25 protein-coding genes and 1 pseudogene are annotated in these 20,525 nt (G+C 33.8%); 15 read left to right on the forward strand and 11 right to left on the reverse strand.

Going from position 1 to position 20,525, the window contains the following annotated elements:
- Nucleotides 1–18: 18 nt before the first annotated feature.
- From C9J35_RS20515 to C9J35_RS20525, 3 genes are all read right to left on the reverse strand, one after another.
- Entirely contained in the window at nucleotides 19–411 is a 393-nt protein-coding gene (locus C9J35_RS20515) for a hypothetical protein (protein WP_107926520.1), read from the reverse strand.
- 27 nt (nucleotides 412–438) lie between these two features.
- A complete protein-coding gene (locus tag C9J35_RS20520) occupies nucleotides 439–1,506 on the reverse strand; it encodes a hypothetical protein (protein ID WP_107926522.1) in 1,068 nt (355 codons plus the stop codon).
- Between the two features lie 339 nt (nucleotides 1,507–1,845).
- Nucleotides 1,846–2,082 (reverse strand): hypothetical protein, encoded by a 237-nt coding sequence (locus C9J35_RS20525; RefSeq protein WP_107926524.1) that lies wholly within the window; start codon nucleotides 2,080–2,082, stop codon nucleotides 1,846–1,848.
- A gap of 781 nt (nucleotides 2,083–2,863) precedes the next feature.
- Between C9J35_RS20525 and C9J35_RS20530 the strand changes: the two genes are divergently transcribed.
- From C9J35_RS20530 to C9J35_RS20550, 5 genes are all read left to right on the forward strand, one after another.
- Entirely contained in the window at nucleotides 2,864–3,316 is a 453-nt protein-coding gene (locus C9J35_RS20530) for an OsmC family protein (RefSeq protein WP_107926526.1), read from the forward strand.
- A 626-nt stretch (nucleotides 3,317–3,942) separates the two neighbouring features.
- Entirely contained in the window at nucleotides 3,943–4,233 is a 291-nt protein-coding gene (locus tag C9J35_RS20535) for a hypothetical protein (protein WP_054770002.1), read from the forward strand.
- A gap of 181 nt (nucleotides 4,234–4,414) precedes the next feature.
- Nucleotides 4,415–4,543 carry a hypothetical protein gene (locus C9J35_RS24630; RefSeq protein WP_268807944.1) on the forward strand — a complete coding sequence of 43 codons (129 nt, stop codon included), beginning with the start codon at nucleotides 4,415–4,417 and terminating at the stop codon, nucleotides 4,541–4,543.
- A gap of 475 nt (nucleotides 4,544–5,018) precedes the next feature.
- The gene (locus C9J35_RS20540; RefSeq protein WP_054768734.1) at nucleotides 5,019–5,423 is read left to right on the forward strand and encodes a pyrimidine dimer DNA glycosylase/endonuclease V; all 405 of its coding nucleotides are present in this window, start codon (nucleotides 5,019–5,021) and stop codon (nucleotides 5,421–5,423) included.
- Nucleotides 5,424–6,345: 922 nt separating this feature from the next.
- Nucleotides 6,346–7,527: a NupC/NupG family nucleoside CNT transporter gene (locus C9J35_RS20550; RefSeq protein ID WP_107926530.1), complete on the forward strand. Its 1,182-nt coding sequence runs from the start codon at nucleotides 6,346–6,348 to the stop codon at nucleotides 7,525–7,527.
- Between the two features lie 500 nt (nucleotides 7,528–8,027).
- On the opposite strand, the gene C9J35_RS20555 is transcribed toward C9J35_RS20550, so the two are convergent.
- From C9J35_RS20555 to C9J35_RS24365, 3 genes and pseudogenes are all read right to left on the reverse strand, one after another.
- The gene (locus C9J35_RS20555; protein WP_054768732.1) at nucleotides 8,028–8,531 is read right to left on the reverse strand and encodes a DinB family protein; all 504 of its coding nucleotides are present in this window, start codon (nucleotides 8,529–8,531) and stop codon (nucleotides 8,028–8,030) included.
- Nucleotides 8,532–9,041: 510 nt separating this feature from the next.
- Nucleotides 9,042–9,248, reverse strand: a complete 207-nt coding sequence (locus C9J35_RS20565; RefSeq protein WP_107926532.1) for a hypothetical protein — start codon at nucleotides 9,246–9,248, stop codon at nucleotides 9,042–9,044.
- A 268-nt stretch (nucleotides 9,249–9,516) separates the two neighbouring features.
- Nucleotides 9,517–9,654 (reverse strand): annotated as a pseudogene (locus tag C9J35_RS24365) (manganese catalase family protein); the annotation flags it as partial.
- 198 nt (nucleotides 9,655–9,852) lie between these two features.
- Between C9J35_RS24365 and C9J35_RS20570 the strand changes: the two are divergent.
- The gene (locus C9J35_RS20570; protein WP_167396022.1) at nucleotides 9,853–10,665 is read left to right on the forward strand and encodes an aminoglycoside adenylyltransferase domain-containing protein; all 813 of its coding nucleotides are present in this window, start codon (nucleotides 9,853–9,855) and stop codon (nucleotides 10,663–10,665) included.
- A gap of 199 nt (nucleotides 10,666–10,864) precedes the next feature.
- On the opposite strand, the gene C9J35_RS20575 is transcribed toward C9J35_RS20570, so the two are convergent.
- Together C9J35_RS20575 and C9J35_RS20580 are read right to left on the reverse strand one after the other, a co-directional pair.
- Nucleotides 10,865–12,055 (reverse strand): MFS transporter, encoded by a 1,191-nt coding sequence (locus tag C9J35_RS20575; RefSeq protein WP_107926536.1) that lies wholly within the window; start codon nucleotides 12,053–12,055, stop codon nucleotides 10,865–10,867.
- Between the two features lie 21 nt (nucleotides 12,056–12,076).
- A complete protein-coding gene (locus tag C9J35_RS20580) occupies nucleotides 12,077–12,538 on the reverse strand; it encodes a MarR family transcriptional regulator (RefSeq protein ID WP_107926538.1) in 462 nt (153 codons plus the stop codon).
- A gap of 902 nt (nucleotides 12,539–13,440) precedes the next feature.
- On the opposite strand from C9J35_RS20580, the gene C9J35_RS20585 reads away from it, so the two are divergent.
- The 4 genes from C9J35_RS20585 (at nucleotide 13,441) to C9J35_RS25190 (ending at nucleotide 15,607) form a co-directional block, all read left to right on the forward strand.
- A complete protein-coding gene (locus C9J35_RS20585; protein WP_054768729.1) occupies nucleotides 13,441–14,190 on the forward strand; it encodes a class I SAM-dependent methyltransferase in 750 nt (249 codons plus the stop codon).
- Nucleotides 14,191–14,430: 240 nt separating this feature from the next.
- Nucleotides 14,431–14,736 carry an NIPSNAP family protein gene (locus C9J35_RS20590; protein ID WP_054768728.1) on the forward strand — a complete coding sequence of 102 codons (306 nt, stop codon included), beginning with the start codon at nucleotides 14,431–14,433 and terminating at the stop codon, nucleotides 14,734–14,736.
- A gap of 198 nt (nucleotides 14,737–14,934) precedes the next feature.
- On the forward strand, nucleotides 14,935–15,366 hold the full coding sequence (locus tag C9J35_RS20595; RefSeq protein WP_107926540.1) for a hypothetical protein: 432 nt from the start codon (nucleotides 14,935–14,937) through the stop codon (nucleotides 15,364–15,366).
- 88 nt (nucleotides 15,367–15,454) lie between these two features.
- Nucleotides 15,455–15,607: a hypothetical protein gene (locus C9J35_RS25190; RefSeq protein WP_499842764.1), complete on the forward strand. Its 153-nt coding sequence runs from the start codon at nucleotides 15,455–15,457 to the stop codon at nucleotides 15,605–15,607.
- Nucleotides 15,608–15,670: 63 nt separating this feature from the next.
- Here C9J35_RS25190 and C9J35_RS20605 read toward each other — a convergent pair whose 3' ends face one another.
- From C9J35_RS20605 to C9J35_RS20615, 3 genes are all read right to left on the reverse strand, one after another.
- Entirely contained in the window at nucleotides 15,671–16,936 is a 1,266-nt protein-coding gene (locus C9J35_RS20605; RefSeq protein WP_107926542.1) for a recombinase family protein, read from the reverse strand.
- A gap of 22 nt (nucleotides 16,937–16,958) precedes the next feature.
- A complete protein-coding gene (locus C9J35_RS24640; RefSeq protein ID WP_107926544.1) occupies nucleotides 16,959–17,117 on the reverse strand; it encodes a recombinase family protein in 159 nt (52 codons plus the stop codon).
- 117 nt (nucleotides 17,118–17,234) lie between these two features.
- Entirely contained in the window at nucleotides 17,235–17,711 is a 477-nt protein-coding gene (locus tag C9J35_RS20615) for a helix-turn-helix domain-containing protein (RefSeq protein WP_107926546.1), read from the reverse strand.
- A 131-nt stretch (nucleotides 17,712–17,842) separates the two neighbouring features.
- Here C9J35_RS20615 and C9J35_RS23780 point away from each other — a divergent pair, with 131 nt between their 5' ends.
- The 5 genes from C9J35_RS23780 (at nucleotide 17,843) to C9J35_RS20635 (ending at nucleotide 20,515) form a co-directional block, all read left to right on the forward strand.
- The gene (locus C9J35_RS23780; protein WP_167396025.1) at nucleotides 17,843–18,010 is read left to right on the forward strand and encodes a hypothetical protein; all 168 of its coding nucleotides are present in this window, start codon (nucleotides 17,843–17,845) and stop codon (nucleotides 18,008–18,010) included.
- A gap of 44 nt (nucleotides 18,011–18,054) precedes the next feature.
- A complete protein-coding gene (locus C9J35_RS23785) occupies nucleotides 18,055–18,195 on the forward strand; it encodes a hypothetical protein (RefSeq protein WP_167396026.1) in 141 nt (46 codons plus the stop codon).
- A gap of 362 nt (nucleotides 18,196–18,557) precedes the next feature.
- Complete coding sequence (locus C9J35_RS20620) at nucleotides 18,558–18,908, forward strand: hypothetical protein (RefSeq protein ID WP_107926548.1); 351 nt, start codon at nucleotides 18,558–18,560, stop codon at nucleotides 18,906–18,908.
- A 518-nt stretch (nucleotides 18,909–19,426) separates the two neighbouring features.
- Nucleotides 19,427–19,732 carry a hypothetical protein gene (locus C9J35_RS20625; protein ID WP_107926550.1) on the forward strand — a complete coding sequence of 102 codons (306 nt, stop codon included), beginning with the start codon at nucleotides 19,427–19,429 and terminating at the stop codon, nucleotides 19,730–19,732.
- A 291-nt stretch (nucleotides 19,733–20,023) separates the two neighbouring features.
- Nucleotides 20,024–20,515: a Cas9 inhibitor AcrIIA9 family protein gene (locus tag C9J35_RS20635; RefSeq protein ID WP_107926554.1), complete on the forward strand. Its 492-nt coding sequence runs from the start codon at nucleotides 20,024–20,026 to the stop codon at nucleotides 20,513–20,515.
- Nucleotides 20,516–20,525 lie beyond the last annotated feature (10 nt).

A 20,525-nucleotide genomic window follows, 5' to 3' on the forward strand; every position in this document is an offset into this window, starting at 1 on the left:
CTGGTTTATTTTGCTGTTTTAAACCAACATAATGCGCTTTGTTATTGTTTTTTTTTTTGATAAATTTTCTTTAAAATCCTCACTTAATTCAATTATTGGAATCGTGTCTAAAGGATTAACACAATTTTCGGATCCGCAATACTTACAAGTAATTTCAGGATCAATACTATCCAGTTCATATTTAGCAACAGTTAAAATGTTTCGATTGCATTCTTCACAGAGGAACTCTAATTTTATGATAAGCGCTTCTTGTTTTTCTAATTCAGATAATTTATCAATAACTACTCCAAGAGGTAAGTCAGTTATTTTTACAATATAACTATGGTAAAATTTTTCAATTTTACTTTTAGCAATTGCCTCAAGTGCATTATTAATTTTTTGAGAAATTTCCCATGGTTTTAAATTGCTCACAACTTTTACCTCACAGAATAATTTTTGTTAAATCAATTTTTCCCTAATATAATGCAATACATGCTCAGATGCGAATACATTAAATTTAAATGTCTTTGTTGTTAAACCAATTTTTATAGAATATTCTTGGACCACGCCACCAACACTATGCTCAAATATTATAGATCCTTTTTGTTTGGCTAGGTAAGGTTCTAAATAATCATATAATGGTAATCCTCTAAGTTCTCTAATACTACCTAATCCTATGGTTTCAAGACCACTTAAAAGTAACATCGTAAAAGGTGTTGTTTCTAATGTACCGATAATATCCTCACTATTCAAGTTTTGCTCAAGAATGGATAATTCACCCTTAGTATAGTATTCATCAATGGCAGAAAGTATACTTACAAATGATTGACCATGTGTTTCTTCAAATGTATTTACTATCCCTGCTGGTCTTCCTATAGCATCAATAAGCTTTCCTTCAAGTACATCAACTAAAGAATCAAGAGTACCACCGTATCTCTCTAAGAAATCATACTGTTTGAATTCATATTCCTTATCCACTATTTTAGCTAACCCAGCAATAACTTTCTTAGCAACAGCAGAACTTGCTCGTACTTCGATTATTCCCTTAACTTCATCAATATAAACTGTTGTTATTTCGTGTCTAATGTATTCTCTACGGTTAGCTAAAAAGTAATCAACATTTACCCCTGTTCTATGAATAAACCTTAAATAATAAGCTTGTGACCCGTCAATTTCGGCAGCTGCAATAATTGTAGGTTCATCCGGAATATTCTCGCTATCTGGAGTAATTACTGTTTCAAAAGGATTAAATGGCATTTTATTAATAATACATTGTTTAAGCCCTGTTAAACCAGCTTGATTTGTAGTTTGATACCAAACTAAAGAAACGACTCCAGAAAAAATGTTATTACTTATTACTTCCAGCGCATCACCTTCAATATGCTCAAAAGCGGTCCACACTCTACTTGTTAATTCATTTATATTCCCTGTTGATTCTAAAGTCATGCCATTACAGACTTCTTTTAGTAGTGCTTTGTTTAACCTATTCAAGTCCTGGGGGAAAATCAAAGATTTAATTGTATTCATTTTTCACCTCTGGAATTATATAGTCGATTTTAATAATATATTCTATATATTACCATAAAAAGATAATTATTTGTTAAGAATGACAAAAAAACATAAATAAGTATTATTTGTACAATCGTTGAGATTTAATTTCTTTATTTCCTTATTAGAACATATGCACGTAAAAAGGATTTATGCCGTTATTTTAGAAAAAATAAAGTTGGAAAAATACTCATTATAGTAGTGGAGTAAGCTGAAGTCCAAGTCGGTTGAAGTTGTAAATAAAGAAATGTAAAAATTTAATGTATCTATCGTAGTTTAATGACTGCACAATTTGAGGGTTAAACGAAAAAAGAGCGATTAAAATATCGCTCTAAAAAATTCGTAAAACCCCATATTCATTGGTAGAGCCCACACGAAGAAACCAACAAGGGCGACAGGACCAATAAAAAAATTATAAATCTTTGTCGGTAAGATTTTCCCGAATAGTAGCTTGTAGATGACCACACAAACTACCATTACAATAGGTAGCAGAATCATCGGTGGTATTAAATATAGCAGACTTCCAACCACTGAAATCCATGAAAAGATGTCCATAGCATGACCTCATTATGTATTTTTAAGATGATTACTTGTTTTCCTTCAGGTTCTTCAACCCGTTTGTTTTTTTAACTTTTTAATCTTAGGATCAGAAGATTGGCAAATACCAAAAAATAAGCAAAAGAAAAAGCGACAAGTGAAAGTGTTTTCTAAAAAAGATAATTAGAGTGACAAAGGAAAACCAATGCTAGTTAATCTACGAATGACATTGGAAAAAGTTTCGGCATTTTAATATTGCGCTGGACGAGGAAAACAGAATAGGAAAAGGGTCACTCGGACGAAAGTAACCCTCCATATAAAAAGTGCGGAAAGCTATATTAGCATTGCCACCCTATTATTAATATGATGTGATAGCTATTTTTGTATAGTTAATTGCCTGAGAAATAAATTAAAAAAGTCGCAGCATTTCTGACGCCACAGCTTAGTATGGTTCATGTCCTGTTGACGGTTCGTCAGTAATTCCTCATCTTAGCAGGGCACAGGGTAAACTTAACCTATATCGGCAAAAAAGATGTAAAAGAATTAACTCGTTAACTACACTAGGCAAACAAGTAGTCCCGCGACAAAATATGTAAGTACATAAGAATGAAGGGGAGTTTGATGCAATAACCAACTGCAACACGCAAAATACGGTGGTAATCTACCAATGTACAAGTTCAACTCAAAATGGCACGTTAAGTTCACATCAATTATTAAAATTAGATCATGAGTAGTTGACTAAAGCAAGAGTTAAAAGTAATATAAATGTAAAATTAGCAATAATAGGGAGGTTTTTTAGATGGCAATTACAACGTTTAAGGCAAACACATATTTAAAAGAAAAGGTTTTGGTAGAAGCAGATGTAAGAGGACATAAAATTATTATTGATGAACCAAAGGAATTAGGTGGGGATAATCAAGGTGCAAACCCTGTAGAACTCCTTCTTGCTGCTTTAGGTGCATGTCAATCAATAGTAGCGAGAACTTTTGCACATAAATTTGATATAGACCTTCAAAATTTATGGGTTGAATTAGAAGGAGACCTTGATACAGATGGCTTTTTAGGAAAATCCGATGTGAGGCCTGGGTTTTTAGCAATTCGATATACTTTTCATATCGAAACGAATGCATCACACGAAAAGGTAGAGGAATTTAAAAAATTCATTGTAGCCCATTGCCCTGTAGGGGATACGATTGCTAATACAGTAAATGTTGTTTCTTCTGGAATTGTTATGGACAATCCTATAATTTAATGGAATTAGTGTGATTTTCGGAATCCATGGCCGGCCATATTTAGACATTATGCAAAACTTCTACTAATTATATAGGTTTATCATAATAGACGAGCCTTTATCCCGAGCGGGGATGGAGGTTTATTTTATTGGAGAAAATTGTGCCAATCTAGTCTCTATTGGATTATGGTTGTGTGAACGGTGAAGATGATGGAATACCAAAATTTTAGAAAAAGCGTCGTCGAAGGCGGCGTACTGGATGATCGAGTTACTTGTAGAGTTTGAGGATAAAAAATTTATAGAAAATTTCTAGTTCCTTTTAAGTTCTTCGATGCGTTTTTCTAATTTTTAATCTTCATGTCAGTAACGCAATAACTGTTGCTGCCATGGCAAGGTAAAAGCTACGAACACACGTATTGGAATCGCTCTTACTATTTTGTTAACTAAATTTATACAGCATTATAACATTTAGGAGGGTAAACCTAAGAAACAGGGCAAAGCCATAGAATATTTATTACTGTTGGTGAAGAATATAGTTGAATGGTTAAATTAAAGAAATATTGATCAAATAAATAATTGTTTTTTAGAATAATAAAATGAAACTATTTAACTTGCTATTCGTACAAAGGTTAAAGGAGGTGTATACTATGACGTTTGGTGGATGGATGATTCTTACTTTTGCAATTGTATGTTATCTACCTTTCTTTATCTGGCTTGCTGCTAGTTATTTGAATAAATCAAAAAGAGATAACAACAAAAGACAAAATACTTTTTGGGCATTGTTGGTGATAATTGGATTAATAAATTCTATAAATACTTTTTACTTTAATATTAACGATACATACTCTTTTGCAATAACAATTTCAGTTATTCTATTATTTAGCCTATATATGTTAATAATCGTATTAAAAGATAAAGGGAAGATAACAATAGGCTAAGCCTTAAAAGGAACAAATGTAACCGCGGACGATACTAGGTGAGAAGTGTCGGTGGAAGGTTTTCTGCAAGTATTCCTAGTGCCTTGTAAAAGCTTATCTGGTTAGAAATATAGAGATGTACCTAGTGATATATCAAATGGTATAATTTACTTTATTTGATAGGTAGTAAGGGGGCATAATAGTGAATTATGAAGTGGCAGTTGCTTATGGGAATGAAGGTTTAATTAAAAAAAATGTAAATGGTGTAGATGAAATCGTTGTAGAAGATGAGGCATACTGGAGTGGCAACAGATTTGGACAACTTTTTTAAGGTGGTTAGATGGCTCTCTTAAAGCATAAGGGGCGCACAAGTTGCTTGACATGGAGCCTCTATGGGCATGATTCGTTGCGCCAAGTAGCCAGCTAAAATAGGGCTGGCTTAGCCAAACGAGGCTATCATGCCCATTGCTCCATATAAAGCTCTTCTTCGTTAAAGGACTTAGTTATTGCTCCTTATCCTTTATAAAAAATGTCCAACTAAGTGTAGCCTATCCATACTTTTTATACGATACAAATGGGGACATGATTTTTAGTGCACCGATAATAAGTGTAGTTTACATTCAACATGTTTAGTGTTAGACCGCTCAAGGGAGTAGCTTTTATTGTATCTGTAAATAATATGTATCCTATCATTGTCAATCGGTAACAAACGAACACGCATAAAAAACTCAGGTAACCAGAGGAACCTGAGTTTTTTTGTTAATTAATAACTGTAACAGCAGTATGCAAATAAGGAGAAATAAAGAATGAGATTATGGCATGTGGATTTATTAGAGTATCTACCAAAAGGACAACTACTTTCCCAGTGGAGAGAATTAAATAGTATATTTGCCAAAGAAGATAAACACATATTAATTAATTATATATACGAATATCCTAAAGATGATTTGTATGTTTATACAGAAAAAGTAATGGATGAAATGAAGAAGCGTGGTTATAAAATTAGAACATACGAGAAAATGAATAAATACTTTGAAGATTTGGCGTCAGTTAAGAAGGTTAAACCCTTTAACAATCATCACGACATTGAATATCTTCAAATTTGCTATTACAATCTAAAGGAAAAGTTTATCCGTGGTCAGAAAGATTATGAAGAGGATATTTACCATAATTTATGTAAGTACGTCAATGACAGACTGTTATCTCAATAAGAGATTAGAAGAGTTTGACTATTGGTTTGCTATATTTTGCAACAAACAATATTTTTATACCTATTTCGTGTACATTTTTTATGAATTTAGGAGTTACACTATTATTCAAATACAGTATCTTAAGTGTTAAAAAATAACATAATTTATTTATATTTTGACCTCAACCGATTTTTAGTTGTGGTCTTTTTACTGCACTTTTAAATCTTTCAAATTTGCATATGTGACTGTATATTTATACAAATGAAGATGGAGGCATAATGCCCTTTTTCAATAAAAGTAACTCTTTTAAAGATTGTTGTTATTCAAATAACGCAGCAGGTTTGTTTTCTTAATTTAGGTTTTTTCAAAACGATGGACATAATATATCAAAAACCTCACACAATAAAAAAAGAGTTTCTATTATGGACCATGTTTTTTAAAAAGGATTCCTTCTTTATTTATCTTAGTTTTCATTGCAGAAAAAATGAACTACAACAAGGAGAAAATGACGAAGGATCTGTAGTTTACCATATCAAACACGATTATAAGGCAATATTTTTGGGAATGAGTTATGGATAAAAGGACTTTTGCGGATATAGAATTTCGAGAGGTAATTTAGGGGCTACTTTTATGATTCCTGCTATAAAAAATGTAAAAGAGAAGAACGAAGTCTTCAAATAGAAAAACATTTCTCCGCCTATTTTTAGGTATTTGTGGTATACGTATGCCTTGAGGCATACTTTTTTTTCTTTTTACTATTGAATAGCTAGTCAAAAAACTGTTATAGTGAAATTGTTTGTCTGACGTCTGACTAGTTATTTTCTTCTTAAGATATTTGGCTGTACTTCAAATTTCAATATTGGAACATAATGAACGAAAGAATGTCTTTGTAGTCTTGGGTTCGAACGCCCAAAAATTATCATATCTATTTATGGAGGAACTTATGAGATACTTAATATCCCTTTGTGGATTGTTACTTGTTTTTGCTTTAGCTCTGCTGATGAGTAAAAACAAAAAAGAAATAAAATATAAAAACATAATGATTATGTTAATCATCCAATTTCTATTGGCCGTATTACTGCTAAATACAAAGTTTGGTTATATTCTTATCAAAGGATTTACAAAAGTATTTGATCATTTATTATCTTACGCAAGTACGGGCATAACCTTTGTTTTTGGTGGTTTAGCGAATGAAGGTGAGTATTCCTTCTTCCTAAATGTGTTGTTACCAATTGTTTTTATATCTGTATTGATAGGGATCTTGCAGCATTTTAAAATTCTTCCTTTCGTCATGAGATGGATAGGTTTACTTTTAAGTAAAGTAAATGGTATGGGGAAATTGGAATCCTATAATGCAGTTGCTTCTGCAATGGTAGGTCAATCTGAAGTATTCATTACTGTGAAAAAACAATTAGATAAGATTAGCCCACAGCGAATGTATACATTATGCGCATCAGCAATGTCGACCGTTTCGATGTCAGTTGTTGGAGCATATATGACTATGATTGAACCAAAATATGTTGTAACAGCGATTGTCTTAAACTTGTTTGGCGGATTTATTATTGTTTCGATCATTAATCCGTATACAGTGGAAGAAAGCGAAGATATTTTAAAAATTGAAGATGAGCATAAGCAATCTTTCTTCCAAATGCTTGGGGAATATATTATGGATGGATTTAAAGTAGCCATCATTGTTGGCGCTATGCTTATCGGTTTCGTAGCATTAATGGATTTAATCAATTCACTATTTGATATGATTTTCGGTATATCTTTCCAAGACATTTTAGGTTATATCTTTGCACCAATTGCTTTCCTAATGGGTGTACCTTGGGCAGATGCTATTACTGCCGGAGGAATTATGGCAACCAAATTAGTAACGAATGAATTTGTGGCAATGATAAGCCTTGGAGAAGTAGCGAATTCTATGAGTGCACATACACTGGGCATTATTTCTGTATTTCTTGTATCCTTTGCAAACTTCTCATCTATCGGTATTATTGCCGGAGCAGTAAAAGGGTTGAATGAAAAACAAGGGAATGTAGTTGCTCGTTTTGGCTTAAAGTTGTTGTATGGCGCCACACTTGTTAGTATCCTAACGGCTACAATTGTTGGTTTGGTTATTTAATTTTAAAAAGAAGCAGTTGCTGCTATATTTTTTGAACTGCACCCCAATTGTTAGACACAATCTAACAATTGGAGGTGCAGTTTTTTTGCACTTCATGAATGGCTAGCGGCTCAGTTAAACTGAACGAGGAAAATAATCCTGTTATGCACAAGAGCACTATTATAGCGATAAAAGGAGCGACAATACAAAGTTATGACACTGCTTAAGGTGATTCCATCAAACATCCTAAGCAAATCTTGCATAACAGAAAAGTATATGGGGCTCTTTCATCACCATTATCATGAAATCACTAGACAACTACTGTATCCGTAAACTAACACCACTTTAATGTTGGGGATTACAGAGTTATCTTGATTGGGCTTTTGACAAAGCAGCAGCTGCACGAGGTAATTAATACTCAGCTAAACCATTTTATAGAATGAAAAAAGAATCTATTTTGAAAAAAATTCTATCAAAACAGATTCTAAAAAAGTTTCATCACTTTAGTTTATTTTATTGAACTACATTTGCGGAGCTTCCATACCAAACTTTGTCCATTCCTCTTTTGACGGTCCATAAATACCTGGAACAACTAATCCTGCCTGTCGCATAAGAACAGTCATTTGTCCTCGATGATGGCATTGGTGTTGGATTAAAAACATTAAAAGTGAACCATTTGGTATCTGTTGACCTAGAAAGTCGATACTTTCATTCATTGTACTGTCAGTCCATTGGGTTTGTAATGCCTGTACAAATGCCTTACAAACTTTGTGATAGCTGTCTGCAATAAATTGAGCCGAAGTAGGAACGGGATAATCTTTCGTTGGGGCTTCGAACGTTATGTTTGTATTTGAAGTGATAATGCGTATAGCAGTAACGGTATGCCAAGCAATGCGTCCTAAAGACCAATTTTGTAATGTTATTTCCTGTTCAAGTGATTCATCAGTTAAATTGTTGAGTAGTCTTTGTGTAGCACCCGCTTCGAACTCCCAAGATTTCATAAAATGCTCTAAGGTTTGGAACATAAAGAACCTCCTAAAAGTAAGTTTTTATGCATCGTTTGTTCAATTATACTCTCCATGAAGCACAATTAAATTATATTTTGTTACAAAAAGTTTAATTTTATCCATAATCAGTATAATTTAACTAATGCAAAACATTCATTAAGTAAACAGTAAAAGCTACTAAATAATATAATGATTAAGTGAAGTTTTAAAACTTATAGTTCAGGAGTGGGTACTTTGGAAATGTTAATAATGGCTATAGTGGTTACTTTTATTTTCGGTAGCTTTTCCTACATGTTGTTGAAGCATCCTGAGAGTGTTTTAACGGTGAGTTCCTTTTCAGAACAACTCTCTAGGAAACCAATTTTAACAAAGTTCCTAAAGTTTATGGGCTGGTGGTGTTTATTACTTGTGATAGGAATATGGATTATAGCAATAATTTCTTTATTTGAATGAGATTATGATTTTTTTAAGAAGTGAAACCAGTTAAAGGTCACTCGGCAAAGTGACCCTAGGAATAACTAGGAGAGACTATTTGAATTTTTCAGGTTTGGCTACTTTCAAGGAAGTCACTTCCCCACAATTTTTGCAAAATGACAAAATAAGTGGGGAACCAGAAGCTATTAAAGATCCTATGGGTCTAACGTTACTATCTGTAGTAAAACTACTATGACCAAGTTGTCCAGTAGCAAATGAGTCGTTACCACAGGCCTTACAGATATTTAAATTATTTTCCATAACATCACTTCATTATGTGATTTATGTAAATTTTAACATAAAAAGACTCGCTGATCTTACAGTTGAAGAAAAGAACTACTTAAATGATTGGGTTTATCCAAAATTCAACAATTTAAGGAAAATAATCGGTAGTGGGATAGCGTTGAACAAAAACATCTTGGGGCGATGTTAGAGGAACTATCCCAAAACTAATATATGTTAAAGAGTATAACAACATTACCACTATAAATACGTAGAAAACCCCGATTTTAAAATGGGGAGCATTTTTCTAATTATTCATATCTTTAAGCCCTGGGTTGTGTTCATTTGGCATCTCTGGCATAACTGGCACCGGGAATCCTTCTGGGGAAGGCGTTACATTCAGTGTTCCACCATTTCTACTTGGGGTTTGGCCTTGGAAGATCTCCCGTGAAGGGAGTTCAAGGCGGCGTTAGATAGATCAACATATGGCCTTATCCTCCAAGTATTGGGCGTATAAAGCACAATAAAGTGAAAAACAGAGCTTCTTGCCCCTTATTACTTTTAAATTAAAATTAACCGACTGGTTACCATAAATGGTAAAATGTATTATAAGTTTTTATGCAAATTAAAAAGGAGAGTTTCTATGAATGTGAGAGTTCCTACCCCAGTTCAAAATATTTTAAATGACTATATATCTAATTTTCAAAAGCAAATTCCTCATACACTAGAAGCGCTATATTTACACGGTTCAATTGCCCTTAATGCTTACACTGACGGCTCTAGTGATATTGATTTTATAGCAGTTATGAATCGCTCTTTAACTGAATCAGATGTGAAAGTAATAGCTGTGCTTCATAAAGATTTAAATCAAAAATATAAGAAAATAGCAATGGACGGGAGTTATCTACCAGTTGATAGTGTCGGTAAGAAACAAGCTGAGGTGAAAAATTGTTTATACGTAAATGAAGGCAAAATAAAATGGAGTAATGATGGCATTAACCCGGTTACTTGGTGGATTTTAAAAAACAATGGGATCACCATAATGGGTCCCGATGTAACCACATTAGATTTTAATGTGGATGAAAGTATTCTAGTTGATTATGTAAAAGAAAATATGAATACCTATTGGTTAAATCGATTGAAAACAATGAAAAAATATAAAACCATAGCGTTTCTGATACCCAACAAATTTATTGATAGGGAAGTAGCGTGGTCTATTACGGGAATGTTACGGCAATTTTATACTCTAAGAGAACATAACATCGCTTCAAAAATAGATGCTAGCAGTTATGCAATCAATCATATACCTGAAAGATGGCATAACATTATAAACGAAGCAGTAAATATTCAAGAAGGTATAAATAGACGTTATTGTAAGTCGAAAAAACAACGTATTGAAGACACAATCCAATGTATGAATTACATTCTTAATACTTGTGATAGTATGAATGAATAAGCTAAATTTACGATTCTGCAAGACGCTAATGCAGAAGGGATTTGGTAAGTATGACAAGGGCAGCGTCAAGGACGTCAACCCGTTAAGAAGATGAGCCAAAGAGAAATTAAGGCAAAATGTTCTATCTAGGGGAGACGAGATGAAAATGTCATTTACTGCTGCTCTTGTTAAAACTATTACAGTGATATAAACATTTTTGTTACATCGTTCTATTCTTTAAACTCGGATACTGGAATAGAGAAATAAGCAAAAGCAAAACGCCCAAAAAAATAAAGATGAGGGTACTTGGCAGAACTAGACTTAATCCGGTAAACATCCCACCGATGGCCATACCTGCATACCGGATGAAATTAAACAGTCCTAAGGCAGCTCCTCTATGTTCGCTATATGCATTACTTATTACAGTTGAAAATAGTGGAGGGGCAAATCCAACTGTTAAGCCATACATAAACAACAGGATACTAAGTCCGATTATTGATTTGGTATGCAGAAAACCAAAGGCTATAATTAACAAGGGCATGAAAAATAAAACAGTGATAAACAGCTTGTTCAATGCCACTTTCTTTTGTATTTTTTTAAAGATAACACTCCCCAAAATCATACTAACAGTTAAAGGTAAGTACAATAAACCAATGTTTTGCATCGATACATGATAATGATCGTTGAGTAATAGCGGTAAAAAGACAAGAATGGCAAAGTAAATGAAAAAGATAAAAAAGCTTACCGTCATCGTAATAAAACCTACACGATTCAAAAAAATAGCTCGATAGATTTGGGTAAAGCTACTAGACTTTTCTTTTCTGTCTTTTCTTTTTCCGTTGTTAGGAAATGCATACATAATAAACATAAGCAATATGACCGCAATAAGAAAAAGAAATAGAAAAATCCCTTGGTAGCCATAATGTTCCCCTAATATTCCTCCTAATATTGGAGAAACTGCTGGGGCAAGGGTAAGTACTATTTGATAAGTACCCATTGCGCTCCCTCTTGCTTCTCCTTCAAATAAATGTGAAATCATATTTATCGTAACCAAGGGAATAATACCAGCACCTATTGCTTGAACAATTCTAAAAACCATAAAGAGCATAAAGTTGGTTGTGAACGCGCAGATGATGGTCGAAATACAAATTAAAAAGAAACTAAAGATTAACAACCGTTTTTGATTCTTTGTATCTACCACCGTTCCTAAAAAGATTTGAACCATCGCGATAATAATAATAAAGCTACTGACAGTAAAATTCACCCAATTAATTGATACGCTAAAGGAATCTCGAATAAGCGGAATTACCGGTGTATAAATATTTTGATTTAAAGAAGCGAAGAAACTGCTTATACTTAACAAATACAACGCTAGTATTTTCGTTTGAGATAGAGATAGTTTTCGAGACATACATATTCTCCTTTTATAGCTTTAATGTGACTTAATGTTTTCAGTAATTGCGTTTAAAAATCGAATAATGGTCTCTAATTCCGTTGGATTAAACTCTTTAAAGATACGCAAATAACGATTTTTTGCCTGCTCATGTAATTGATCATGAATAAGTGCAAGCATCTCTCCTGATTTAGTGAGAAAATAATAAACTTCTTTTTTATTATCTCCGTGTTGTGTTTTTTCAAGGACATTATGTTCTAAGAGCTTCTTTACTGCTTTTGTAATCGCTGGTTTAGTTACTTTTAAAACTTCCGAGAGCGTAGTGTTATTCGCCTTTCCTTTCTCTTTAATTGCTGCAACGATGTGTAATTGTGTCAGTGTCCAATCTGAAACAATTGCTTCTTCCTGACTTACTTTCATTCCTTTTCTTCTTCTAACAGCCGATTCTCTTTCTGTAATTAATTGCTGCAAGGCTTCTATAGCATCATTTTTTCTATCCATTTGTTTCACCTATCTTCATTGTAATTTTATTATTGTTAACCGGTTAATAATTATGATTATAAATTTCAAACTTTTTTATGTCAACCTATAACTATGTTTTTTAGGGGATGTTTTATAAAGTTGAATTTAATAGTTAACCAGATAACAAAAAACCGCTGATTTAAGTGATGAATGCTAATCATACTTCACTCAAGTTTTGAAGAAGAATTAATGTTAGACCTATATTCATGGGCTACAAGAAAAAGCAGAGATTGAACTGGTCATATTAAAAAAGAAATGCATCGCTCAGAGGAAGGTAAAAAGTACTTCATCACAAAACGATTATTAAAGTAGCAGAGATTTTAAATTGAATAAACCATAAAATAGAAACATTTTTTAGAAAATAATCTTCCTGAAAGAAACATGACTGAAAAATGGGAGACTTTTGACAGAGATTTGGTTTTTAGATGTGTAAGATGATATTGTGTGATAAATGGATATGCGCAAGACCAAAGCAAAGCTTCGATTTAATGTTGAGGTGTCGCTTTTTTATGTTCAAGTGCCGACGGTGAAATCCCATCAGAGGAGCTTTTGAATTGTATGTAAATGAGAAGCAATTTAAAAAGTGTAGGTTCTTCTGTCTAGATACAGGGTGAAAAAAGGTGTTCCTTCCATCCTGTTAAAAAAAGTTTGCCGCTATTCAACAAACGACGCAGGTTAGTTGAAGAAGTTATTTATGGACTTAATACACATTGAAATAAGTGTATTAAATCCATGAAAGGTATATAATGTTAATATATTGTATAGAAAGTGAGTGATTTAATATGATAGTCAGCTCTTTATCTACATCTAACAAATTTGAGGTGCGGAAGGTTTAATAATTCAATTAAAGTTCTTCCGCATATAAAATCGGAGGGAAAGAAATGTTTAGTTATTACGGTGCATTATGTACAGAAGTATATGATATTACCAAGCCAGAGGGGTATTCAATTGATGGTGATATTGAATATTATCTTGAAAGATTAAAAGGGACTAGAGGAAAGATACTTGAAGCTTGTGTCGGGTCAGGACGATTCTTAATCCCTTTACTTGAAAAGGGATTAATTGTTGATGGCTTTGACTATTCACCTGAAATGTTAGATTCTTGTCGGAAAAGATGCAGAGAAAAAGGCTTAAATCCGAAGCTATATGAAGGTAACTTAAGTAGTTTTTCTTTAGAATCAAAATATGAAGCTATTGTTATACCTACAGGCTCCTTTTGCTTGATAGAGAATGCAACAGATGCTTTGAAATGCTTTTATGATCATCTTATTCCAGGAGGACGCGTAATAGTTGATCTACAGATCCCAAATAATTGGCGTACAGGAGAAATTACTACATCAACCTTTCCTCTTTCTAACGAAGAAGGCATTTTATTAGAAAACAAATCAATTGAAATCAACTGGGTCGACCAATATACCTTATCTTATTTAAAATACGAGAAATGGAGAAAAGGTAAGCTAGTAGACACAGAATTACAAAAGTTTGCAATGAGATGGTACGGAATCGAAGAATTTAAACTTATATTAGAAAGCATTGGTTTTTCTGATATTACTTGTTCTGCCGATTATACTTACAAAAAGCAACCATCAAAAGAATGCCAACTCATTACATTTGAAGCTATACGAAAATAATACAATCGCACATTTATGAAACTAGATATCTGCAAAAGAACTGAGCATTATTTCTTGCTTAGTTCTTTTATTTATATAAAAAAGACTTTTAACTAAACCTACTAAAAGCTTGTGAAGAATAATCCTTAAACAGGGGCTTTAGTTAAGGCTGTTTTCTCAAAAGATTGTTGTTATTCACCTAACGTCGTAGTTTAGTTGAAGTATATGTTATGATGAAAAAAAGAGTATAGGAGGAAGAAAATGGTTACATGTTATTTGAAGTATGTTATTGACCCTTATAAAGCAAAAGAGTTTGAAGAATACGGTAAAATGTGGATTCCTCTTGTAAATAAACTAGGTGGAACACATCATGGTTATTTCCTTCCGCATGAGGGTGCTAATCATATTGCTTATGCCTTATTCACTTTTCCAAGTTTAGCAGCATATGAAGAGTACCGAGCAAAAATGGCATTGGATGAAGAATGCCAAATAGCATATAAATTTGCAGAAGATACTAAATGTATTTTAAGTTATGAGAGAAGTTTTATGCGTCCTGTATTTAAGTGAATATACGTTAAAGCCGATGGAGTTGCTTAAGCATCTTTTTTTCTTGTTGAACGGGTGCTTTAGTTAAATATTCAAGATTTACATAAGTCAAAACATATAGACAGAGTTGATTCTACATATTTTTGGTAGATTAACTCTGTCTTTATGTTTTACAGCAACAAACTTTGAGAAAACAGCCAAGATAAATGAGGTGATGTTATGTCAGCGGGCAAAACGGATATATCAGAGATCGTTGTAAATACAGCAGCTATTGCTAAAATGTTTAATTTGACTGAAAGACGTGTCTGCCAACTTGTTGAAGAAGGTGTAATAAGTCGTGCTGGATATGGGCGTTTTGATTTAATCGATACAGTCAGCAAATATGTCACGTTTCTGAAAGTGTCTTCAGAGGGCATCGATGAAAATGACGTTGTTGAATCATTAGATTATGAAAAGTGGCTGCATGAAAAAGCAAAGCGTGAGAAAGCAGAGATTGAACTGGCTCATATAAAAAAAGAAATGCATCGCTCAGAGGAAGTTGAAAAAGTGCTTAATCAGATGGTGATGGCTTTTTGTTCAAAGGTACTTTCTTTACCAACAAAAGTGGCACTCATGCTTATTAATAGAGATGATCCGAAACACAGGTTTTAGTGGTTGTTCCAGCCCTTCATAAAAAGCGTAAAGTAGTATGATTAGCTTTGAGCAAAGGCGACTACTTCATAAATTTGTGGTTTATGATATGGCGGTTCAATCATTACAGCGAGACTACAAGGTGATTGAAAACCTTAAAATGAGCAAAATATATTTGCCTATACTTGATAAGCTTTTCGACGACATATCACAAGATGTTACAACGCTAAGAGATTGTTGGCCAAAGATAAAATTAGAGTAGTGCGTTGGGAAAAGACTGATGAATACTTTAGCCATCTTGTTAGGATGATAGGCACATTAGTGTTTATAAAAATTCAATTTCAGTAATTGCAACAGATTCGGGCCTTCTTACATTCATTTTCTTATCAACACTCATTTTACTCACTAACATTCCAACTAGCTTTTTCTTTTCGTATACTTCTAATAGTATCCAGTTATCATATAGCTTTTTTAAAGATAACGCTAATTGTTCTTTACTCTTATTGGCTTGTTCATTCTGAGTTAATTTTGATAACTCTTGCTTTACCCGTTCTTCGTTGGAGTCTTCCTCATGTTTTCGATTCTTTAAATCGTCATCACTGATTAAATTATTTAGCCAAGCATATTGCCATTTTGAGCGCCTACTTTCAATATCAGATAGTTCTTTCTTTAACATTTTCACTTTGTCTTCCACATTGACAGGAGGGGTATCGGAATTCACTTCATCATTTATTAGCTCATTATAATTCCAATCTTTAATCAAATTTAGAAATTGTACTTCTAAGAAATTTTGAGAAATACCAGGTAAATCACATAATCCGTTTCGTTTACCTACACAGTAGTAACTGTGGCTTATATAACCACGAGCTTTCCCAGATGATTGTTTACTTGACATGGAAGAACCACAGCGAGCACATTTAATTACACTCGTAAATATATAAGGACTAGTTGCTTTTCTCGGATGTATTTGTGAACGAGTGGAAAGTAAACGTTGGACTTCTTCAAAATCTTTTTTGTCTATAATAGCAGGTACAACGTTTTCAATTTCAAAGTATTGCTCTTTGTTAACGCGGTAGTTATAACGCATAGTTCCCATATAAATCATATTCATTAATACGTAACGTACGGAGTTAAAATGCCACATAGCCCCGGATTTTGTCTTGATACCTCGTTGATTTAATATTTTTGCTACTTTACCAACACCGTATTTTCCCGTTAAATACAAATCAAATAACTCTCTTACTATTGCAGCTTCCTTTTCGTTAATAACTAAATAGTCGCCTTCTTTATCGAAGCCAAGAGGTGTGAGGCTTACTGTCCATTTTCCTTCTTTCGCTTTCTGATTCATGCCCATGCGTACACGTTCAGCTAGGTTCTCGCGTTCCCACTGTGCAAGGGCAGCGACTAACGTAATGAATAAACGGCCCATTGCATTGGTTGTGTCGTATACTTCAGTGGCCGACTTAAATTTGACATTATATTTATCAAACTTATTGAGCATTGTGTATAAATCAAGCACAGATCGTGTCAATCTATCCAGACGATAAACGAGTACGCAATCAAACATGTTTTCTTTCATATCTTCCAGCATTCTTGATAATTCTGTTGTCTGTTCATATCCTTAGCACTCTGTCCGTCGTCAATATAGGTTTTAACGACTTTCCAATCTTGGGATGTGCATAGGCTTGAAGACGTTCTAGTTGGGCCTTGATAGAGTAACCTTCTTCTGCTTGTTCTTGTGTAGAAACTCGTACATAGATAGCCGTTCTCATTAATATCAATCCTTTCTATATAAGAAAAGAGCTAGACGAATGAGTCTGCTCTTTCTTTTTTTGCTAAACGTTTGGCCAAACGTTTAAATAGTTGCTATCACATTTAATTCCTCAGTCTCAACTTGTTCCGCGCTCTTCTGAAACTAATGACGTTCCCGCTTTTTTCTCAGCTTTTAATTCATAGCGATAGCGCTCTAGTTCATCCTCAATTTCATCTTCTACAGTAGTAGCAGCTATTTCTGTATGTTTTACATATACTTCTCCAACCATCTTAATGATTTCATTTCTTACGTACGGATCAAGCTCCATGTATCCCTTCATAATATCGATTTCTAAAGGAGATAGTTGGTATTTTTGTGCTTTTTCATCTAGAGAAAATGTTTCTTGTTGCACAAACATTTCTCCTTCTCCTGAACGTAACCAATTCTCATTTACGTTAAATTCAGAACTAAGCAACATAATATGTCTATCAGTTATATTCCTTGAACCACTTTCTAATGCCGAGATACTTGCTTTACTTAGTCCTATTTTTTCCCCAAATTCAGCTTGATTCAATTTCAGCTCATTTCGTAATTTTAATAACCTATCTTTCAAATAATTTCACCTCCTTGTAGACAATATTATTATAAAAAGTCTTGTTTGTAAACTTTACGTGTTGATTTATTCTTGTTTGTGGAATATTATGTTCACATACAAGAATTATTTTTTTTGAGGTGGTGAAGCAAATGAAGGTTGTTTATGACATTAAAGATGAAAAGATTTTTGATGCAATGGCTACAACTTTGAAAATGATGTCCGAGAAAGATAAACAGCGATTTATGGCGTTGTTTGAGGGGATTCAAATGGGCATACGCATAGCGAACGAAAAACAGGATGAAGAAAATACCGCTTAAAAATTTATAACCTTTATTTTTATCAATGAAGGGAGGTGAAAGAAATGATTAAGACTAATCAACCCTCAGATGAAGCTTTAAAAAACATGCTTCGCTTTTTACTCAAGACAAGCGTTCCAAGAATGCTTGCGAAGGAGGCACAAAATGAAAACGACCAACAAGCAGTGGCTAGCAATGACAAGTGACCAAAAGCAAGTTGCGCTTTCCCGTTGTTCTAATGCAGGTAATGGAATGTGAGGATAACGGCATTTTCGGACTTATAGCTGATATGACGCTAGCAACTTCATTCAAAATCGAAAGGTGGTAAGAGGGGTGGGAGAAAATAAAAAATCCCCTAAGCTAGAAAAAGCAAAGGGGAAAAACAAATTTATAAATTTGTGCAAATAGAAAAATTAAAAAAGGCGTTAGCTAAATATGGTATTTACACGGAAGAACAATTAATAAGCGATAAAAAAGATGGAACCTTTAAATATCAGATGTTTGGTTTCTCCTGTTCCATCAAAAAAGTAAGTATCCAAGATGACATTTAATTAGGGGAGGAACAAGAATGATTGAACAACTACAACAAGTCTACGAAACAGGCTTAAGAAATCTAGTATTCGTAGATTTTGAAAGTAAGAAAGTTATAGGAGTTAGTGACAACTTGGGGTTGGAACTGTCGAAAGAAAAAGCCTGCTGCAACGACTTAATAATAGCGATTAATCGGCATTTTCTAGACGGGGATTTTGATTCGGTGAAGGAACGAATGGATGTTTTAACAAGCAGAATCAATTACATTGATCGCTTGGAAAAACAGGTTAAAGAACAACGTCGAAATAAATTTTTTGAGATTGCTAGTCAACTAGACATGCAAGGGAACTCAATGAAAGTAGTGAAGGTTAATACAAAACCAAATTAAAGCCATAAAAAAACTGCTTAATCACACGAACGATTAAACAGCATCTAAAACGAAATTTGACTTACTGGAATTATACCAAGAAGCGGGACAAGTGTCTAGCTATTATCATCCATTAAATAAGGGGGGATTCCATGAAACAGGGTCACAATTTAACAAGATACAAAAGATACACATAGCGAGTTATCGTTTAAACAGATAACCGGAAGATTAGTAAAAAGTCAGCTGATGAGTGGTTGATTATTCATCGTTTAACAGGTAGATTACGGACAATCCCAGCGCCATAAAGAAAAGCCTTTGTGACAAGTCGCAAAGGCTTTGATATTAAACAATAAAAAATGCCTTACAAACTCTGACCAGTAAGCACGGCTCATTTGACTATTGCCAAATTCCTTAACGCTAGTATAGCAACCTTCATGGCAATCAGTCAATTACGTCCTTGTAATGGATATTAGGTTTACGACGATGCACCAAAATTAACAAGGCTAATAGATTATTAATATCATCGGGAGAGAATTGCCATGAAGAAAAGAAAGAACCAAATTAAATATGTATTAGCAGCATATGAGGAATCGTTTGCAATAGAAAAAAAGAATAGTAGAGAAGTTCATTTTGAGAATTTGCGTGCTGAATCATTAGCAGGGTATCGTGTGAAAACAATTAAGAGTGGCCCGATGCTGGAAGTCGAAGCATACCCATTTTGGAAAATTCCACAGGGGCCACGAAAAAAAAGTGGCGACGAGAGTAGTCATGCACAGAAGAATTTGAATGATAAAAACACTAAGAAGCATGTAACAAGGCTTATTAATGAGCAGACACAAAGTTAACACGTAGGAAGCGCTATACACCTTCACGCAATTTGAAGCAACCAACCGTTACAGTTCCATTCCATAATTCTTCCGCTACGTTTCTATCTGGAAAGTTCGTAACCCGTGCGGAAAAAATCGCTAAGGAAGAAATATCGGCGCAAGAAATATTTGAAAAATGGCACAAGGATTATCATTTCAAAGACATGCAAGTGAAGTTTTCTGATTTTGTAAGTGGGGCGTATATGTATGTACGAATGAAGCGGATTGATAGTCCTATCAAAAGAAAATAAAATCGCGGAGGCGATAAGGATGGAGAAGAAGAATCACCACATTGAAATGATTCAGGAAGGGCAATTGAATATTTTTGAAGCGGATTATCAAGCAAAGGAACAGGAGGCGTTAAAGATGATTGAACAAGCAATCGCAAAGCTACAACAAGAAATGCAAGTTAACAAAGTACATCCTTACTTGTTAACGATAGGGAATTTTCTAATGGACTATGTAAAGGCTAATCCATCGACAGCAGAAAAGATTCTTACTGAAAACAAAACAATAGTCGGTAGCATGAAGGAAATGCGTAAAGAAGCTCAAAAGGTACAGGTAGAAAATTGTGGGGTTTTAACAAGTGATCGAGGTTTCGAGATTGTTCTTAAATATTTTGGCATTAAAAAAACATGTACAGTACCTACCGTGGTTTTATCTTCAACTAGCCAAATGGATGTACCAAAAACAACTAAACCAGCAACTATATCGAGTGGAGCTGCACCACGTTTTGAAGCTTCGCTAGATGAATTTCTATGATAGAGGGGTG

This window comes from Lysinibacillus parviboronicapiens (genome assembly GCF_003049575.1).
GTDB classification, from domain to species: Bacteria; Bacillota; Bacilli; order Bacillales_A; family Planococcaceae; genus Lysinibacillus; species Lysinibacillus parviboronicapiens.

Excerpts from the sequence above, each read along its gene's own strand:
- C9J35_RS20520 (WP_107926522.1), bottom strand. The coding sequence starts at position 1,506 with ATGAATACAATTAAATCTTTGATTTTCCCCCAGGACTTGAATAGGTTA.
- C9J35_RS20525 (WP_107926524.1), bottom strand. The coding sequence starts at position 2,082 with ATGGACATCTTTTCATGGATTTCAGTGGTTGGAAGTCTGCTATATTTA.
- C9J35_RS20530 (WP_107926526.1), top strand. The coding sequence starts at position 2,864 with ATGGCAATTACAACGTTTAAGGCAAACACATATTTAAAAGAAAAGGTT.
- C9J35_RS20535 (WP_054770002.1), top strand. The coding sequence starts at position 3,943 with ATGACGTTTGGTGGATGGATGATTCTTACTTTTGCAATTGTATGTTAT.
- C9J35_RS20540 (WP_054768734.1), top strand. The coding sequence starts at position 5,019 with ATGAGATTATGGCATGTGGATTTATTAGAGTATCTACCAAAAGGACAA.
- C9J35_RS20550 (WP_107926530.1), top strand. The coding sequence starts at position 6,346 with ATGAGATACTTAATATCCCTTTGTGGATTGTTACTTGTTTTTGCTTTA.
- C9J35_RS20555 (WP_054768732.1), bottom strand. The coding sequence starts at position 8,531 with ATGTTCCAAACCTTAGAGCATTTTATGAAATCTTGGGAGTTCGAAGCG.
- C9J35_RS20565 (WP_107926532.1), bottom strand. The coding sequence starts at position 9,248 with ATGGAAAATAATTTAAATATCTGTAAGGCCTGTGGTAACGACTCATTT.
- C9J35_RS20570 (WP_167396022.1), top strand. The coding sequence starts at position 9,853 with ATGAATGTGAGAGTTCCTACCCCAGTTCAAAATATTTTAAATGACTAT.
- C9J35_RS20575 (WP_107926536.1), bottom strand. The coding sequence starts at position 12,055 with ATGTCTCGAAAACTATCTCTATCTCAAACGAAAATACTAGCGTTGTAT.
- C9J35_RS20580 (WP_107926538.1), bottom strand. The coding sequence starts at position 12,538 with ATGGATAGAAAAAATGATGCTATAGAAGCCTTGCAGCAATTAATTACA.
- C9J35_RS20585 (WP_054768729.1), top strand. The coding sequence starts at position 13,441 with ATGTTTAGTTATTACGGTGCATTATGTACAGAAGTATATGATATTACC.
- C9J35_RS20590 (WP_054768728.1), top strand. The coding sequence starts at position 14,431 with ATGGTTACATGTTATTTGAAGTATGTTATTGACCCTTATAAAGCAAAA.
- C9J35_RS20595 (WP_107926540.1), top strand. The coding sequence starts at position 14,935 with ATGTCAGCGGGCAAAACGGATATATCAGAGATCGTTGTAAATACAGCA.
- C9J35_RS25190 (WP_499842764.1), top strand. The coding sequence starts at position 15,455 with ATGGCGGTTCAATCATTACAGCGAGACTACAAGGTGATTGAAAACCTT.
- C9J35_RS20605 (WP_107926542.1), bottom strand. The coding sequence starts at position 16,936 with ATGCTGGAAGATATGAAAGAAAACATGTTTGATTGCGTACTCGTTTAT.
- C9J35_RS24640 (WP_107926544.1), bottom strand. The coding sequence starts at position 17,117 with ATGAGAACGGCTATCTATGTACGAGTTTCTACACAAGAACAAGCAGAA.
- C9J35_RS23780 (WP_167396025.1), top strand. The coding sequence starts at position 17,843 with ATGAAGGTTGTTTATGACATTAAAGATGAAAAGATTTTTGATGCAATG.
- C9J35_RS23785 (WP_167396026.1), top strand. The coding sequence starts at position 18,055 with ATGATTAAGACTAATCAACCCTCAGATGAAGCTTTAAAAAACATGCTT.
- C9J35_RS20620 (WP_107926548.1), top strand. The coding sequence starts at position 18,558 with ATGATTGAACAACTACAACAAGTCTACGAAACAGGCTTAAGAAATCTA.
- C9J35_RS20625 (WP_107926550.1), top strand. The coding sequence starts at position 19,427 with ATGAAGAAAAGAAAGAACCAAATTAAATATGTATTAGCAGCATATGAG.
- C9J35_RS20635 (WP_107926554.1), top strand. The coding sequence starts at position 20,024 with ATGGAGAAGAAGAATCACCACATTGAAATGATTCAGGAAGGGCAATTG.